A 16017-nucleotide genomic window follows, 5' to 3' on the forward strand; every position below is an offset into this window, starting at 1 on the left:
TTTGCCATAATATAATCAAACCGGTTTGACAAACAACAGCGAAACAGGAAAACAATGAGCAATCACGTGACGATCGCAGACGTTGCGAACCATCTGGGAGTCTCGAAAAGCACGGTCTCCCACGCTCTGAGCGGCAAACGCCGGATCAGCACCGAAGTCCGGCGGCAGGTGATGGAGGCGGTCGAAGAACTCGGCTACCGCCCGAACTTCGCCGCGCGGGTGATGAATACACGCCGGACCGGCCTGGTCGGGGTACTGGTCGAAAATTTGAATAATCCGCACACGACAGCGCTGCTTGAAGAATTGGGCCGCGAATTTTCCCGCCACTCAATTCAAATGGTACTCGGAACCGCCGACCGCCTCGAAAATGGGCGCACGCTGCTCGGAAAATTTTCCAACGGCATGGTAGACGGTATCTTGAATACCCTGCCTGAGCTTGATGAAAACGAGGCGCAGAAACTGGCCGGCGGTGTTCCGCTGATCACCTATCGGCGTCACCGGGATGCTCCGTTGATTATCGATTTCGCGGCCGGCACCCGGACCGCGCTGAGCTATCTGAACGAACTTGGTCATCGCAATATCGCGATTATTCCCTCCGACAGCCGGGCGCGGCATGGACAAGCCGATCCGTGTTTTGCCGCTTACCGGGAACAGCTCGATCTGTCGGATATTCCGGTTCGGGTTTTTCAGGCCCCGGAAGGCACCATTCAAGCCGGCTACGCAATCGCAGATGCCTTGTTCAATAGCGATGCGACTGCGGTTTTAGCTGGAAACGACGCTGTCGCCGCCGGCTTGATCCAATGGGCGATCAGCCGGGGAATCCGGCTGCCGGAACGGATGTCGATTATCGGCCATGACGACTCCCCGCTCGCAGCAATGACCTTCCCGCCGCTGACTTCGCTTCGTCTGCCGATCGGCCCGATCGCGGCTCATACGGTTCAAGTGCTCATGCACGCGATTGACCCGGCAGAGGCAATGCCGGAGGCTCTGGTACTTATTCCTGAACTCATCATCCGAAATTCGACTTCACCCGTCTCTTCTGCAACAAATTAAGGAGATTAGCATGAAACGAAACCATTTCACCCTGATCGAGCTTCTGGTAGTTATTGCGATCATCGCGATTCTCGCCTCGATGCTGCTGCCGGCCCTGCAGAAAGCGCGGGAACGCGGCAAGGAGGCGCGCTGCATCAACAACCTGAAACAGTTCGGAACGGGTTTCGCAATGTTCGCGAACGATCATAAAGACTGCATCCCGAACGCTCCCGCGATCCACGGCCGCTATGCTCCCGGCTCGGAGTGGCAGGGACAATATGGCTGGGCGATTCAACATCTCTTCATTGCCGGAACCAGTGCGGAATGGTGCATGCAGGGAGCCACTCGCCTCTGGTTCCGGAAGTATTTACCGAATGCGGAGCTTTTCTTCTGCCCGAGTGATACGGAGCGGACGCGGCAGAATGAATGGGATAAAGTCGTAAAAGGCGGTCCGCCGCCGGAATCGTTCAATGCCCCCACCACCGGCTTTTACGGCAGCTACTACCAGCACGGCATCAAGAACGTCTGGTTTCTCGGCGGCGACCTGACTCAGATGGAGAGCGAATCGAAGCTGACCCGCTTTTTCGGAAGCGACCCGAAAACAAAGGATTATGTTATGATGTCATGTGCGAAGCATATCGGAACCTCGCAGTGGGTCGCCGGTGCGGCCTATAAGTTTCACCTGCTCCGGCCGGCCGGACATGTTGCCGTCGAACGCCGCGACCGTTCTTACCTTGGAATCTGACGCCATGATCAAAAAAATCTTCACAGCAGTATTCTTCGCCGGAAGTGTTGCCCTTGCTGCCGAAAATCCGGTCGTCGCCCAGAAAGCCGATTATCCGTGCCGGGAAAGCCGGAACTTTGAATTCCGGGGGAATCCGGACGATTGGTGCAGCCGGGGCGCGCTGCCGCTCTTCCTGAATGGTTCCGAAAACCGGGTGATCCCGGATTGGCGCGGACCGGATGACGTCGAGGCAACCGTCTATCTGCTGTATGACAGCGCAAACCTCTATCTCGCCGGGCTGGTCCGCGACGCGAGTTTCGTGAAGCAGGAAAGCAGCGGCCAGCTTTACCGCGGCAGCGGGTTTCAGGCTGCATTTGATCCGCTGGACGATACACTGCTGCCCGGTTACGACGGCAACGATGTTGAAATCGGTTTCGGAAAGCTTGCCGACGGCCGGGATGTCGCACACTGCTGGGTCGCCGGAATGACCGGCAGCTCCGGCGAAGCCGGCGATGTGAAAGTCAAGGTCACGGAACTCGGGAAAGGGATTCAGTTCTATGAAGCCGCGATTCCCTGGAGCCGGCTTGTGCCGTTCGATCCGGCGAAACAAGACCATTTCGGTTTCAACATTCTCTACAATGCGAACGACGGCAGGGAACGGCGCGGCTGGCTGCACTGGACGCCCGGAATCGGCGAAGAGAAGCTCGCTTTCATGTTCCGCAATGTCCGGCTGGTGCCGGCCGGAACCGGTAAATCGGAGCCGACGATTTCGACGGACCGCAGCCAGTATTCAAGCGGCGATCCGGTTATAATCAGCGTCTGTCTGCCGACCGATACGAAGACTTCCCTTTCGGCACAACTCGATATTCTCGACGGCGAAAAAGTCATTCACACCGAAAAGAAAAACGTTCAGGCGGAGCCGGGCGGAACAGAACTGCGCTTCCGTTACGAGACCGGACGGCTGCGCGGCCACGGGCTCGATGCCCGGGTCACCGCTGCATGGAAAGGGGAAACAGTCGAACTTTCTGCAGAAATCCTGAATCTCTCCGCAGAAATCCTCAAAAAACGTTCAGCCGAGCTGAAAGCCAAAAATACGGAATTCCGTGCCAGACTTGCCGCAGCGGCTTCCCGCGGCATACCGATCGATTATCCTCTCGTCGCAGCAGCTGTCTGCGATATCACGTTGAAACACCGGGACACGGATCTTGCAGATCCGGCAAGGCTCCGGAAATTCGCTCTGCCTGCAAAGATCAACCGGCAATTCCGTTACCTCGACCGAAGTCTTGATCTTGCCGAGGCGGAACTCAAAGCTCTCGAGAAAGATCAGAAACTGCACCGTCCGGTGCCGAAGGTATCCGTGGATAATCTTCGTGTACGAGACGGCGCATTCTACTCCGGTGACGACCCTGTCATCCTCATCGGGCCGCATGGCTGGTGGGAGGTCTATCCGGATATTGACCTCATCGCCGATGCAGGATTCAATCTCATCGGCGGAACGCTGATCGTACAGGATGCAGCTCCGGCACCGGGTAAAAAGCGTACCGATTTCGGAAACACCATCCTGCGCCACATCAAAAATATGCACAGGCGAAATCTCGCATACGACTTTCTCATCTCGCCGCATCCGATTCCGGAAGCATGGAAAAAGGCATTCCCGGAAATGGCGCGATATCGAGCCAGCGGCTGGGTCGGCAGTTCGTTCTATGTTCCGGCCACCCGACAGATGATCGAGGAAATGTGGGCTGTATTGCTGCCGATCGTTCGAAACGAACCGAATCTCGTTTCTCTGAATCTCGTGAATGAATGGTCGTTTTCCGACGGATTCCGCGGTGATGTGCATCCGAAAATGCGCGAAAGGTTTCTTGCCGCAATGCAGGAAAAATACGCTTCGGTTGAACAACTGAACCGAAAATGGAAAAGTGCGTACAAGAGTTTCGATGAAATCGATCCGGCCGTACTGAAACGCGGAACGACCGGCGGTTTTTATGACTGGGAATGCTTTCGCTATGCCGAAGGGCTTGAAAATGTCGATTTTCTGCGGGCTACGGCTGAAAAATACGCTCCCGGCAAGCTTCGCCAGATCAAAACCATCGCCGTGACAGACCTGAATCCGGAACAATATACGCCGGTGGGCGTCGAACGTGAGGAGCGTGGTGAACTCATGGATATTGTCGGCTCGGATTGTGCCGCAACGATTCATCTCGACTACTACCGATCGATGGTTCCCGGCAAACCCGCCGCCGATACTGAATTCCACGTCTCGAGCGGAATCAAGCCGGAGGAGATTGTGACCGACTGCTGGAGCGCCGTTCTGCATGGAGAAGGAATGCGCGAGTACTTTGCCTGGGCGAACTCCTATTCGGCGGAAATGCAGGTTGCCGGTGCGATGCTGCATATTCCGGAAGCACTCGAAGCGCTTGGCCGGTCGGTGCTGGACATCCGGCGGCTCACACCCGAAATCGTCCGGTTCCAGCAGCAGATTCCGGAGGCGGAAGTCGGCATTCTGTATTCCCCCGCCTCCCTCTACTGCGACAAAGGATATCCGTCGTCGCTGCGGCAATATCACACCATGCTCTCAAACCTCGATACCCCAATCCGGTTCATCAGCGAACGTCAGCTCGAAGGAGACAAGTTCGGCAAAATAAAACTGATCGTCATTCCGAAAGCGGCCTTTATTCCGGCCGGCACCGTGGATGCTCTGAGGCGGTTCACGAAACAAGGCGGTAAAATCGCAGCCGCGGAGGGTGCGCTGCAAAACGACCCCTACGGAGATCCGCTTCCTCCGCTGGAAACGATGTGGAAACTTGACGATAAAACACTAAATCCGGTCGCGCTCGACCGGTTGCTGACGGAATCCGGCATCTCCCGTCCGGTGCGGCTGAAAGGAGTTCAGCCGGGGCAGGTCGAATTGCGCAGCATACGTACCGCACCGGACGAGTATCTTTTTTATGCGGTCAATTACGGACCGGCCGCAAAAGTGCAGCCTGAACTCGAAGGGAAACTGCTCAATTCGGCAATGGAGTTGATTGCCGGATCTGAAATCCGTTTCCCGTTTGAACTCAATTCCCGTCAACCCGTGATGTTCAGAGTGAAAAAATGAAATCGGCAATCATTATTTTATGCCTTTTGTCGGCAGCTGTCCTCCATGCGGCTCCCCCCGGATATGTCTGGCATGGGAAAGGGGATCAATCAACCCGGGACAAAGACGGCATCTATGTCTGGTTCGTACCGGGACTGAGTCCATTGCCGGGAGACTATAAGGTCGTCGGGCGGCTGCGCTCCGGCCACTCCGGCACGTTTACACTGCGGGCGGTCGACAACTTCACCGGTGCGGAGAGGTTTTCCGGTGCAGTCAAGACTTCTGCCGCATATGCGGATTACGAATTCGGAACCCTTCATTATGACGGCAGCTGGCCGATCCGCCTTGTCGACTGGAATGCACCGGGCTACTACATAGAATCGGTCGGGCTCATCCCGGTCAATGTTCCTTCCGTTCCCGAAGTGCGGGGCAGCTCCGCCGACTCTTCCGACGGCTGGATTCCGATGTACCACACAAAACTCGCTGCCGATCCCAACATGAAGAAAGAAGGCAGAGGTTCGCTCCTCGTCACTGTCGAACCGAAAAGCAACGTTCCGTGGTACGACGTCGGCGCGATGCGACGGCTGAATGCCGCAAAGGCAACCATGATTTCCTTCTGGATTCGCTTCGACGATACGCCGAAACCGGTCTGGATTCAGTTGATCGGCGGAAAAGAATCCGCCGTCATGCGTTTCCGACCGGAGGAATTCGGCATCGTTCGAGGCGAGTGGAAACTCGTGGAATTGCCGGTATCGTCGTTCCACTTCAAGCCGGAACGCGATGTTGCAACGGATATCCGCGGAGTCGCAATCTGCCCGGAAACCGGAAAAGAGAAATGCGTATTCCGGATTGATGATCTGCTGCTGGAATGATCATATCACCGGCGTTTCCCGCCACAGGAAGAAGCCGATGCAGATCCTGCTGCTCCGTGCCGAACAGCCGGTTCCGCGGGGGGCGGCGGCGCATTTCTACGGAAAGGACAGGAATTCTTTCCGGGCCGCATCGTCATAGTGTTCGATGGCGTATCTCAAAGCGGTGCGCGGCATGGCGGATTTATGCCGGTTCAGGAACTCCGTCAGCGCCGCGCGGTCGCGCTTGCCGACTTCACGGAGCATCCAGCCGGTCGCTTTATGCATCAGATCGTGCCGGTGCGGCAGGAAAAGCTCCGCAAGCTTCAGCGTATCGGCAAAATCGCCGTGCCGGATGAAAGTCAGGGTCGAAACCATCGCAATGCGCTGTTCCCAGAGGAGAGAGCCGGCCGCCAGCCTGTAAAGCCGGGCACGGCTCCGGTTCAGCAGATGCTCCCCGACGATGCCGGGCGCGGAAAGGTCCGTCAGGTCCCAGTTGTTGATCCGCTCCGTATGCGCGAGATATCCGCGATATACAGCCTCCCGGACCGATTCGTCACCTCCGGAATAACAACGGACCAGCAGCAGCAGCCCGCAAAGGCGGATCTCATGCCACGGACTTTGCAGCAGCTTGAACGCCTCCTCCGGCATGGCATCACGGCAGCTCCTGACCACACCGCGCACCGCCGGATTCGGAAGCCCGAGAAAACGGTCGCCCTCTCCGTATTGACCGGGACCGCATTTGAAAAAGCGCGCCATGCCGGCCGCCTTCTCCGGATTCGCGGCGGCAGACATCCGAATGGTGATTTCACCGGCCGTCACGCACCCGCCTCCCGATCCGGAATAGCCGGCTTTCCGATCCGATCGCGCCGCCGGAGCATCTGCTCAGGACTCCCCGCCGGAGTTCATCCGGCCGAACCACCAGAACGCATCCTCCGGAGCGGCGTGGAAACCGAGCGTGAACAGCCGGTGCCAGCGTGCGGCGTCTTCGGCGCTCATCAGTTCCAGCGCCACGGCCATCTCCCGCGCAAATTCCATCGCGGCGGTTCCGTTGGCGGTGACGAGACGGCCGCTCCGGACAACATTTTCGTTCCGGTAAAACAAACTTCCGGAATAGCCGTTCCCTGCATAGTCCTGCAGATCCGGGAGCAGATTACCGGTATGGGGCATATCGTTCAGCAGACCGATCCGCCCGAGAAAAACCGTCGCGTCGCAGATCGCCCCGATCACAATGCCGCGCGCCGCCGCATCACGGACCGGAGCCTCCGCCGCGCCGGCCGCCTCCGTGCGCCATGACAGGCCGCCGATCAGGACCACGCCGGCGCAATCCGGCGGCAGCTGCGCCGGAACCGCGCCCTCCGGAACGGTGGTGAACCCGCCCAGAGAACGAACCGGCGAACCGGCCGGAGAAACGGTCTGCACCCGCCATCCCGGCTGCCGGTTGATGACCGAGGCCAGCGGAGCCGCCTCCCAGTCCGCATAGCGGTCGAGAAGGATGAACAGAACGGTTTTCATGGTCATGCCCCCTCAGTCCAGCCGGATCGTAACGGTCACCGGCATGCCCTGCCGCAGATTTTCACCGGGTTCATCGATGATGATGCGCAGCCGGTAGACCAGATCGGTCCGCAGCGTCGCGGTTTCGACGCTTTTCGGCGTGAATTCCGCCGCAGGAGAGATGAAACCGATCCGCCCCTCGTACTCCTTCGCCTCGGAGTCGTTGCGCACCGTCACCTTCATGCCGGGACGGATTTTGCCGAGCTCGGGTTCCGAAACGTAGGCGCGCACCCAGACCGGCTTGTCGAGCGTCAGAGTGAAGACGACCGAGCCGGGACCGGTCACCGCGCCGGGTTCCTGCACCCGGGTCTGGATGACTCCGCCGCTCGGAGCCGTAAGCTCCGTATCGTCATAATCCGTCTGCCGGCCGAGCAATTCGGCCTCCGCCGCCAGCCGTTCGGCCCGCGCCGCCTCGATCTCTTCCTTCCGGAAACCGGCCTTCAGAAGCTTCAGCTTCGCCGTCGCATATTCGACCTGCGCCCGCGTCTCGTCGCGCCGCGCCAGCGTCGAATCGAAATCCTTCTTCGCTACGGCGTCCGTCGCCAGCAGTTCCGTGTTGCGTTCATGCTCGGTTACGGCATTGCGCTCAGCCGCCTTGAACATTTCGACAGCGGCGGCAGCCTGCTCGATCTCCTCGGGGCGCGAACCGTTCTCCAGCTTTTCAAGCTCCGCTTTCGCCCGGGCAAGCTGCGCTTCGGCCGCCTTGAGCGCGGCGAGATAGGTCGCCTTGTCGAGTTTTGCAATCACGTCCCCGGGCTTCACCCGATCGCCCTCGTCGACGGCGAGTTCCGCAATCCGCCCGCCGACCCGGAATCCGAGATTGACCTGCCGCACATCGACGTTGCCGTACAGCGTAATCACATCGGGAACCGTTCGCTCCCGATAGGCAGCGACGCCCCATGCCGCGCCGACGACGAGAATCACGGCGACGGCAATATAAAACCATCTGCTTTTCCACCAACCGGTCATGATCTCCTCCTTCCGAACTCCTCCTGCCGGATCTGCGTATACAATACCGCCGCCCGGCGGTTTATTCAAGAAAAAAATCGCTTTCCGGCTTGACAATCCAACCGGGATGTGTCATAATTATAGTGGTAAGGTAAGGTAAACAGGAAGCGTAAACGGCAATATGATCATGCAGGATGACAGGAACGGGTCGATCAAACCCATCTACCAGCAGATTCGAGAAGATCTTCTGCTCGGATTTCAAAAGACGGGAGAGGCCCGGCTGCCGTCGGAACGGGAAATCTGCAAGAAATACGGCGTCTGCCGCCCCACCGTCCACAAGGCGCTGAGTTATCTCGTCGAAACCGGGCTGGTCGTCCGGCGTCCCGGCAAGGGGTCGTTCTTCCTGCCGCCCGAAGCCGGATCCGGGCGGAATGTCGCGGGCGTGAAGCTGGTCATCCGGAAGGACTGGAAGATCTGGTCGGGAGACTGCTATTTCGGCCAGACCATCCAGGGGATTTACGAAACGCTGAACGGCTGCGGGCTGAATCTCTCGATCGAACAGTTCAACGACCGGCTGCTGCTTCAGCTGCTTGAGGATGAAGTGACTTCGAGCATCTGGCTCTCCCCGGAGAAGGCGGAGCAGGAGGCGATCCGGATGCTGGCCGATGCGGGGCGGACCGTCACCGCCATCAACCGGCAGATTCATGCGCCGGGCGTGCGCTTCGTCTCCGGCGATCATCAGGCGGACGGCGAAGAGGCCGGGCGTTTCGCGCTTCTTCACCGGGCGAACCGGGTGATTTTCTTCGTCTCCGAGGCGGAAAGCGGTCTCTTTGCGGCCCGCGAGGCCGGCATCGCCCATATTCTCGGCGACGCGATTCCGTTCCGTCGCGTCACACTCTCCCTCACCGGGCGCACCGAAGCGATCCGCCGCGCCGCAAAAGAGTTCGGCGCCGACGGCAACACCGCCGTGGTCCTGAACAGCGGCTCCCTGCTTGAACCGGCCCTGCGGGTTTTTCCGCCGCGGGAGAACCTGCTCCTGTTTGCCGACAACGCCGAACCGCTGCGCTACGGAATCTCGCTGATCGTGCAGCCGGTGGCCGAAATCGGCAGAATCGCCGGAAAAATCGCCGGCGCCGGGGAAACGGCGCTCTCCGGCACGCTGGTCCGGGGCAAACTGCTGACTGCGGAAGGAGTGCGGGCATGACAAAGAGTCCGATGCGCTGCGGCTGGTGCGAAGGCGATCCCCTTTATGAGCGTTACCACGACGAAGAGTGGGGGCGCCCGGTCGACGACGACCACACGATGTTCGAGTTTCTGACCCTCGAATCGGCCCAGGCGGGCCTGAGCTGGATCACCATCCTGCGCCGCCGGGAGAACTACCGGAAAGCGTTCGCCGGATTCGACCCGGCCAAAGTCGCCGCCTTCACCGAAACGGACGTCGAACGCCTCATGCAGGATGCCGGAATCATCCGCAACCGGGCAAAGATCCGCGCCGCCGTCTCGAATGCGCGGCTGTTCCTCGAACTGCAGCAGGAGTTCGGCAGTTTCTGCGCTTATCTGAAGCGTTTCCTCCCCGACGGCAAGCCCGTCGTCAACCATTGGAAAACGCTGAGCGAGGTCCCCGCTTCGACCCCGCTGTCCGACGCGATCAGCAAAGACATGAAGAAACGAGGCTTCAAATTCTTCGGCACCACGATCTGCTATGCCCATCTGCAGGCGGTCGGCTGCGTGAACGACCACCTCGTCGGCTGCATCTGCCGGGCCGGTCAACAATGAAGCCTCACGGCGCGGCGGCTTCCAGCTTCCTGATCTCTTCAGCGGCCCACTCCACTCCGGCCGCCTCGGCCCGGCGGAAACATTCAAGCGCCTTCGCCGCATCCTTCGCCGTTCCGATCCCTTCGGCATAGCAGACTCCGAGCGAACAGACGGCCTGCGGTTCATTCTGTGCCGCAGCTTTCTCCAGGCACCGGAACCCCTCTTCCGCCTGCTCCGGACGACTCAGCAGCAGATTGCCGAGATTGGTCAGGGCCAGCGGATTACTCCGTCGGGAAGCCTGCCGGAAATACCGCTCAGCCCGCGCCCAATCAGGCTCTACGCCGTCGCCGTCCAGATAAATGATCCCCAACTGATTCAGGGCCATATCGACATTTTTTCCGGCTGCGAGATTCAGCAGCCGCAATCCCTCCTTCCGGTCCTGCGGAACGCCGAATCCGTAATAAAAGCAATTGCCCAGTTCGTACAACGCATCCTGAGAACCCGCTTCCGCCGCCTGACGATAGCACTCGACTGCCTTTACCGGGTCGGCCGGAACGCCCCAGCCCCCGGCATGACATCTGCCCAGCATCAGTATCCCGAACCCGTTTCCGGTTTCCGCCGCCTGCCTGATCAATTCAAAACCTTTTTCCGGATCGGCCGGAACACCGAGACCATGCAGATACGCCGCCCCGAGATCGACCTGAGCAGCCGGAAACAATTGCTTCTCCAGCGCTTTCTCCAGCAATTCGACAGCTCTGGCCGGATCATAAGGCACCTCCAGACCGCGGAGATGTGCCATCGCCATACCGTAAGCGGCCATCGCCGTCTGGTCGATGAGCGGCTGCAGAACGGAAACTGCGCGCTTCGGATTATGGGAATCCCCCGGAGCCAGCAGCAGGGCCGCACCGTAAAAAGAGGCGTATTCCGGATCTTCGGCATCCAACGCGGTCGGCCCCAGCAATTCGACGGCACGCCCGTAGTCGCCGAGAACAAATGCCTTCACTCCCTCCCTCTGTTCGACAAGAATACGGAAACGGATGACCTCATGCGTCAAGAGAGCGATCAGCACGGCTTCTCCGAGCAGAAACACGGTGATTCCGGCCGGGCCGGTCTTCAACTCCATCTTCCGGCATTCCTCCTCCCGTACCGCAATACCGCCTCTCACCTTGAACGGACAAATCTCAAACAACCGGAAGACCCGGAGAGACCGAACCAGAAGCGGAACTGCGGCAAGAAAGCCGCACAACGGAATCAACGCAGCCATTCCGAAAAGGAGGGGACAGGCCGAATGCAGTTTTTTTGCGGCATGAAAGACCGCCAACGCATACAACAGCTGCAACATCCCGCCCGTTCTGAAAAAAAACGGGAGATCGTCATGAATCTCCCGTCCGAAAAGCAGGAAGGCTCCGAGCAGCATACCGCTACCCAGCATGCACCCGGCGGCTACGGCAAGTCGAGGCAGTTCCGAACCGTTCAGGGATATCGTTCTTCCTGGCATTCCTCCCCCTTTCGGTAAAGAAGGCACTGTGACACGAAGCCGCAGTACCTTTCCTGTTCGAATGAATCCGTATCCGGTTATTTGACCGTGTAGACCCACTGGTTCGATTTTTCGCAGAACTTGCGCGATACCGCCGGGCAGTTCACGGCCGCCTTGTCGAGAAGCGCGCCGACTTCGACCGCATCGTCGGGGCAGCCGGCCTTCTCCGCGATTTCAATCGCGGTTCCGGTGATGCCGCCGAGCTCGGCGAGCTTCGCCATGACTTTTTCGCGCAGAGCGAGAACTCCCTTCGCCGCAAGCTTGTAGCTCTGGACGCCGGGCTGGTGGAACGCATTGATGTTGATGAATTCCGCATAGATCGCGACCGCACGCTCGTAGAGCGCGATCAGCATGCCGAGCTCGAGCTCCGACACCTGCGGCACCCGGATCGTGATGATCTGCCGCCCCTTGCCGCGCAGCGCGGCCGACAGCCCTTCGAGGAAGCCGTGCAGGTAGGTCCCCATATCGGTCGAATCGGTGATCGGCAGCTTTTCGGCGTCCTTCAGAACTTCGATGAAAGTCGCGAAGAAGTCGTCGCGGCCGTCATTCAGCTGCTGGATGAACGCGTGCGCGTCGGTGCCGCCCTTGTTGCCGAAGACATTAAGTCCCTGATGCACGACCCGGCCGTCGAGGTCGAGCTCCTTGCCGAGGCTCTCCATGACCAGCTGCTGCATATAGCGCGAGAGCAGGATCAGGCGGTCCGAATACGGCACGATCACCATATTGCGATTGCCTTTGCCCTCACCGGCGATATACCACATCGCGGCGAGCATCATGGCCGGATTCTTCCGCGGGTCGGCGGTGCGGGTCCACTCGTCCATGCGGCAGGCGCCCTCGAGGAATCTGCCGAACTTAACGCCGGTCAGCGCCGCCGGGACATGGCCGACGATGCTGGTTTCGCTCGTGCGTCCGCCGATCGACTCGGCCATCTCGAAAACCGCCAGCCAGTTGCTGCCGCGGGCGTGCCTGTCGAGTTCGCTGCCCTTCATCGTGATCGCGGCGGCATGCTTCGGGAACGAGAGCTTGCGGGCGGCGTAGAGCTCTTCCATCGCGATCATGTTGTTTTTCGTCTCCTGCGTGCCGCCGGACTTGCTGATGACCAGATGCAGCGTCGTCTCGGGGTCCATGACCTCCGAAAGATCCGCGAACTCGGCCGAATCGGTATTGTCGAGGAAGTAGAGCTTCAGATATCCGTTGCGGGCGGCATCGGTCTTTTCGTTCCAGTAAGGACCGTTGATCGCGAACTGCATGAGCTGCGGACCGAGCGCCGAGCCGCCGATGCCGTTTACAACGACCGCCTCGAACTTCCTGCCGGTTTCGCCGGTGATCTTACCGGACCGGACCTGTTCGGCAAACGCTTCGACCGAGGCGAAAAGCTCGCTTTGCGGATACACCTTGCGGTCCGAGAAATGGGTGACCTTGCGTTTCTCGTCCGGATTCTTGATTTCACCGGCTTCGATGCGCCCCATCTCGCGGGCGGCGCGTTCGAATTTCGGCTGAAGGGCATCGAGCTCCGCCGGCGAGAATTTCATGCCGGCGAAGTCGATGGAGAACTGACTCTCCGCGTCGACGAGCGTATATTCGATGTTCCGTTCGATCCAATTGTTCATTTTTTCTGGCCTCATGGGTTAGTGAATGGGTGTTATCCGTGACTCAGATCATCGAGCCGCTGCTTGAGCAGCCGTTTGATGTACTCCTCTCCGTAGAGCGAGCGCATCAGGTCGATGTTGAATTCGTAAAAAAGCTGGGCGTCCGGCCGGGTCACCATCGGCCCTGACGCAAGTTCGATGATGGTCCGCCGCTTGTTCTGATCGTGCTCGTAGGCGGAGAGGTAGCGGATCAGGCTGCGCGGCGAAAGTTCGGTGAATTTCTTCTGGCCGAACTCCTCCGTATAATCCGCAGCGATCTGCGAAATCAGATTGCGGTGATGGTGCCGCACACCGAAGGTCGCAAGAAAATCCTCGACCATCTCGCAGCAGCGGAGCTCATCGAAAACCGGGAAGCTGATCCGCCTGCCGCGCGACAGGATGTTGGCCGGAAACTCGTAGTTGGCCGACAGGACCGGCATGATGTTCTGCGGAAGAGAAAACGCGCCGCCGACGTTGGTCCGGAAGCTGAACCAGTCGGTCTCACGCGGATCGATGTCGTCGAAAAACAGCACGAACCGGTGGTCCGGCCGTGCCGCGAGCGGCGCGATGAGTTCATCCCATCCCCGCTCAAGCGTCACGGGATCGGGCAGAATGATGACCAGCTTCGGCTCCGCATACGCATAGGAGAGCACCATGCTGGTCTTGCCGTAGCCGGGCAGACTGTAAACCAGCAGCGGCAGGTTGCTTTCCCCGAGCGCAAACTTATGAAAATGATCCTTGAACTGGAGACGGACGCTCGGGAAGCCGAAAAATCTGCCGACCGGCTTGACCGAATCGAAGACGACCTCGCGGAACTCCCCTCTGAAATAGCGGAACATGCGCGCCTGCCGGAAACGGTCCGCCGCCAGAATCATGGCGGCGAGCTGCCTGAGCTGGAACTCCTTCCGCCCTTTCAGCACCGGCAGCGCCGCGAGAAAATCGAGAGCGGCCGGAAAAATCCTGCCGCGGGCGGCGGCTGCGCGGGCAACAGCCGCCGAAATGCCGATCCAAAGGTCGCGCGCCGCTTCAAGCAGAAACCGGCAGTTCGGGCTCCGTTCCTCCTTTTCGAGTTCGGCCGGAAGAATCCGGTTTGCGATGAAAACGTCGAAAAGCTGCGCGGAAAGCCGGGATTCCAGCGATCCGTCGCCGAATCTCCGGTACAGGTGATTCGCATAATCGGCCGTGCGTTCTTCTCCGGCGGCGGCCATGAGGGAGGCCAGCAGCGCCGGCAGGGAATCGGCGGCAAATTCCGGATTGCCGTCCCTGCCGGGAACGGCGAACATAAGTTCCAGCGCCCTGCGGGCCCGGTTCAACCGGTTCTGTTCTGTTTCGGCCACAACGGCTCCCGGGTTCCAGATGATCACACGTAGAAATTCAGTCATCATAATATAGTTGCATTCCGGCTTTTGTCAATGGCCGGAGCTTATTTCCGCGAACGGCTTGAAAATCGGGTTTCCGGTGCTATTCTATTAACCGGCAGCCGTTCTTTTTCCATGAAACGATAATACGATACCGGGAGACGCCCATGCCCGCAGAATCACTTTCCGTCAATCATGATATTCCGTCGCCGATCACGATCGAACAGCCGGCGGCTCCCGTTTCCGTGCCTCAGCCGGTTCCGGAACAGCCGCAGCAGAAAAGCATTTACGGCAAAGTGCCGGAAATTCCGGTGCTGGAGGCCGTCGACGGAATCCGTTTCGACTTCAACGACGGAATCCGCATTCTTTTTCCGCAGAACGGGAAAGAGTACCGGGTGATATTTTCCGATCTCGACACCGGCATCATCCTGTACAGCGCCGACACAGTTCCGGGGGCGTTTGTGACCAGTGTGAAGAAATTCTTCATCCGGTTCCGGCTCCAGATCTACCCGAAAGGCGGCGCGGAGCCGCTTTTCACACACGACTACAATGCCGAAAACCGGGAGGTCATGATCCAGCTCCCGGTCGGCACCATCGGGGATTCGATCGGCTGGTTCAGCTATGTCGAACGCTTTCAGCTCAAACACAGATGCCGGCTCATCTGCGTCATGGCGCCGCATATCTCCGCGCTTGTCCGCGGCCAGTACCCGGAAATCACCTTCATCGGCCCGGACGAGACTGTAAATTATCGTCCTTACGCCTGTTATTACATGGGGCTCTTCTTCCGGGGCGACGTCGATCACCAGCCGGTCGATTTCCGTTACATCGGGCTGCACCGGACGGCCGGATACATCCTGAACGTCGATCCGGCGGATCTTCCGCCGCGCTTCAACCTCTCCGCGCCGCGCCGGATCAAGGAACCTTATGTCTGCATTGCGGCGCAGAGTTCGAGCCAGGCGAAATACTGGAACAATCCGCGCGGCTGGATCGAGGTTGTGAAATTCCTGAAGGAGAGCGGCTACCGTGTCCTCTGCATCGACCGGGAGCAGGTTCACGGCACCGGCATCAACTATAACACGATTCCGTATGGAACCGAGGATTTCACGGGCGACCGGCCGCTCCAGGAGCGGGTCGATCTGATCAAGGACGCCGATTTCTTCATCGGACTTTCGAGCGGGCTCTCGTGGATCGCGTGGGGATGCCGTGTTCCGGTCGTCATGATTTCGGGATTCACACACCCGACCAACGAGTTCCAGACGCCGTACCGGGTCATCAACTACCACACCTGCCACAGTTGCTGGAACGATATGCGCGTTGACTTCGACCACTTCGATTTCCTCTGGTGCCCGCGCCACCGGGGGACCGACCGCCATTTCGAGTGTACGCGCCTGATTTCGGCCGAACAGGTCATCAACACGATCAAGAGCATCCCGGCCTACCAGCGCCGACAGGCGTAAGGGGAGCGAAGCGACCGGGTTCAGGGCCTTTCGATCCTGGCGGGGTACCAAGGGGCGCGGAGCCCCTTGGCGGAGTCTGAGGCGGCGCCTCAGGTTG

14 protein-coding genes are annotated in these 16017 nt (G+C 59.4%); 8 read left to right on the forward strand and 6 right to left on the reverse strand.

The annotated features are described in order from the left end of the window. Positions 1-54 precede the first annotated feature (54 nt). From FYJ85_RS04005 to FYJ85_RS04020, 4 genes are read left to right on the forward strand one after another with little or no spacing between them, the layout of a single operon-like run. Positions 55-1053, forward strand: a complete 999-nt coding sequence (locus tag FYJ85_RS04005; protein WP_106054020.1) for a LacI family DNA-binding transcriptional regulator — start codon at positions 55-57, stop codon at positions 1051-1053. Positions 1054-1063: 10 nt separating this feature from the next. Continuing rightward, positions 1064-1777, forward strand: coding sequence for a prepilin-type N-terminal cleavage/methylation domain-containing protein (locus FYJ85_RS04010; protein WP_106054021.1), 714 nt, complete (start codon positions 1064-1066; stop codon positions 1775-1777). A 4-nt stretch (positions 1778-1781) separates the two neighbouring features. Continuing rightward, a complete protein-coding gene (locus FYJ85_RS04015; RefSeq protein WP_206212961.1) occupies positions 1782-4856 on the forward strand; it encodes a beta-galactosidase in 3075 nt (1024 codons plus the stop codon). Then, the gene (locus tag FYJ85_RS04020; protein ID WP_154417066.1) at positions 4853-5707 is read left to right on the forward strand and encodes a hypothetical protein; all 855 of its coding nucleotides are present in this window, start codon (positions 4853-4855) and stop codon (positions 5705-5707) included. Before FYJ85_RS04015 ends, FYJ85_RS04020 begins: the two co-directional genes overlap by 4 nt. Positions 5708-5803: 96 nt before the next feature. On the opposite strand, the gene FYJ85_RS04025 is transcribed toward FYJ85_RS04020, so the two are convergent. The 3 genes from FYJ85_RS04025 to hlyD all read right to left on the reverse strand — a co-directional run bounded on the left by FYJ85_RS04025 (position 5804) and on the right by hlyD (position 8206). Then, positions 5804-6505, reverse strand: a complete 702-nt coding sequence (locus tag FYJ85_RS04025; protein WP_206212962.1) for a DNA alkylation repair protein — start codon at positions 6503-6505, stop codon at positions 5804-5806. Positions 6506-6568: 63 nt separating this feature from the next. Further along, positions 6569-7198: a DJ-1/PfpI family protein gene (locus FYJ85_RS04030; protein ID WP_177996461.1), complete on the reverse strand. Its 630-nt coding sequence runs from the start codon at positions 7196-7198 to the stop codon at positions 6569-6571. Positions 7199-7210: 12 nt separating this feature from the next. Next, positions 7211-8206, reverse strand: a complete 996-nt coding sequence (gene hlyD / locus FYJ85_RS04035; RefSeq protein WP_106054025.1) for a secretion protein HlyD — start codon at positions 8204-8206, stop codon at positions 7211-7213. 160 nt (positions 8207-8366) lie between these two features. Here hlyD and FYJ85_RS04040 point away from each other — a divergent pair, with 160 nt between their 5' ends. Together FYJ85_RS04040 and FYJ85_RS04045 are read left to right on the forward strand one after the other, a co-directional pair. Then, positions 8367-9389 carry a GntR family transcriptional regulator gene (locus tag FYJ85_RS04040; RefSeq protein WP_106054026.1) on the forward strand — a complete coding sequence of 341 codons (1023 nt, stop codon included), beginning with the start codon at positions 8367-8369 and terminating at the stop codon, positions 9387-9389. Then, a complete protein-coding gene (locus tag FYJ85_RS04045; protein ID WP_106054027.1) occupies positions 9386-9961 on the forward strand; it encodes a DNA-3-methyladenine glycosylase I in 576 nt (191 codons plus the stop codon). The genes FYJ85_RS04040 and FYJ85_RS04045 overlap by 4 nt, the downstream gene beginning before the upstream one ends. A 4-nt stretch (positions 9962-9965) precedes the next feature. Here FYJ85_RS04045 and FYJ85_RS04050 read toward each other — a convergent pair whose 3' ends face one another. Continuing rightward, entirely contained in the window at positions 9966-11063 is a 1098-nt protein-coding gene (locus FYJ85_RS04050; protein ID WP_206212963.1) for an SEL1-like repeat protein, read from the reverse strand. 165 nt (positions 11064-11228) lie between these two features. Here FYJ85_RS04050 and FYJ85_RS22940 point away from each other — a divergent pair, with 165 nt between their 5' ends. Then, positions 11229-11456 carry a hypothetical protein gene (locus FYJ85_RS22940; RefSeq protein WP_206212964.1) on the forward strand — a complete coding sequence of 76 codons (228 nt, stop codon included), beginning with the start codon at positions 11229-11231 and terminating at the stop codon, positions 11454-11456. 59 nt (positions 11457-11515) lie between these two features. Here FYJ85_RS22940 and FYJ85_RS04055 read toward each other — a convergent pair whose 3' ends face one another. Both FYJ85_RS04055 and FYJ85_RS04060 read right to left on the reverse strand, forming a co-directional pair. Beyond that, entirely contained in the window at positions 11516-13087 is a 1572-nt protein-coding gene (locus FYJ85_RS04055) for a glucose-6-phosphate isomerase (RefSeq protein ID WP_158704089.1), read from the reverse strand. Between the two features lie 32 nt (positions 13088-13119). Then, entirely contained in the window at positions 13120-14490 is a 1371-nt protein-coding gene (locus FYJ85_RS04060; protein ID WP_154417069.1) for a hypothetical protein, read from the reverse strand. 140 nt (positions 14491-14630) lie between these two features. Between FYJ85_RS04060 and FYJ85_RS04065 the strand changes: the two genes are divergently transcribed. Beyond that, complete coding sequence (locus tag FYJ85_RS04065) at positions 14631-15920, forward strand: autotransporter strand-loop-strand O-heptosyltransferase (protein WP_154417070.1); 1290 nt, start codon at positions 14631-14633, stop codon at positions 15918-15920. Positions 15921-16017: the final 97 nt, after the last annotated feature.

Source organism: Victivallis lenta (assembly GCF_009695545.1).
In the GTDB taxonomy this organism is placed as follows: Bacteria; Verrucomicrobiota; Lentisphaeria; order Victivallales; family Victivallaceae; genus Victivallis; species Victivallis lenta.

Coding starts and splice junctions, on each gene's coding strand:
- FYJ85_RS04005 (WP_106054020.1), top strand. CDS start 55: ATGAGCAATCACGTGACGATCGCAGACGTTGCGAACCATCTGGGAGTC.
- FYJ85_RS04010 (WP_106054021.1), top strand. CDS start 1,064: ATGAAACGAAACCATTTCACCCTGATCGAGCTTCTGGTAGTTATTGCG.
- FYJ85_RS04015 (WP_206212961.1), top strand. CDS start 1,782: ATGATCAAAAAAATCTTCACAGCAGTATTCTTCGCCGGAAGTGTTGCC.
- FYJ85_RS04020 (WP_154417066.1), top strand. CDS start 4,853: ATGAAATCGGCAATCATTATTTTATGCCTTTTGTCGGCAGCTGTCCTC.
- FYJ85_RS04030 (WP_177996461.1), bottom strand. CDS start 7,198: ATGAAAACCGTTCTGTTCATCCTTCTCGACCGCTATGCGGACTGGGAG.
- hlyD (WP_106054025.1), bottom strand. CDS start 8,206: ATGACCGGTTGGTGGAAAAGCAGATGGTTTTATATTGCCGTCGCCGTG.
- FYJ85_RS04040 (WP_106054026.1), top strand. CDS start 8,367: ATGATCATGCAGGATGACAGGAACGGGTCGATCAAACCCATCTACCAG.
- FYJ85_RS04045 (WP_106054027.1), top strand. CDS start 9,386: ATGACAAAGAGTCCGATGCGCTGCGGCTGGTGCGAAGGCGATCCCCTT.
- FYJ85_RS04050 (WP_206212963.1), bottom strand. CDS start 11,063: ATGGAGTTGAAGACCGGCCCGGCCGGAATCACCGTGTTTCTGCTCGGA.
- FYJ85_RS22940 (WP_206212964.1), top strand. CDS start 11,229: ATGCAGTTTTTTTGCGGCATGAAAGACCGCCAACGCATACAACAGCTG.
- FYJ85_RS04055 (WP_158704089.1), bottom strand. CDS start 13,087: ATGAACAATTGGATCGAACGGAACATCGAATATACGCTCGTCGACGCG.
- FYJ85_RS04060 (WP_154417069.1), bottom strand. CDS start 14,490: ATGATGACTGAATTTCTACGTGTGATCATCTGGAACCCGGGAGCCGTT.
- FYJ85_RS04065 (WP_154417070.1), top strand. CDS start 14,631: ATGCCCGCAGAATCACTTTCCGTCAATCATGATATTCCGTCGCCGATC.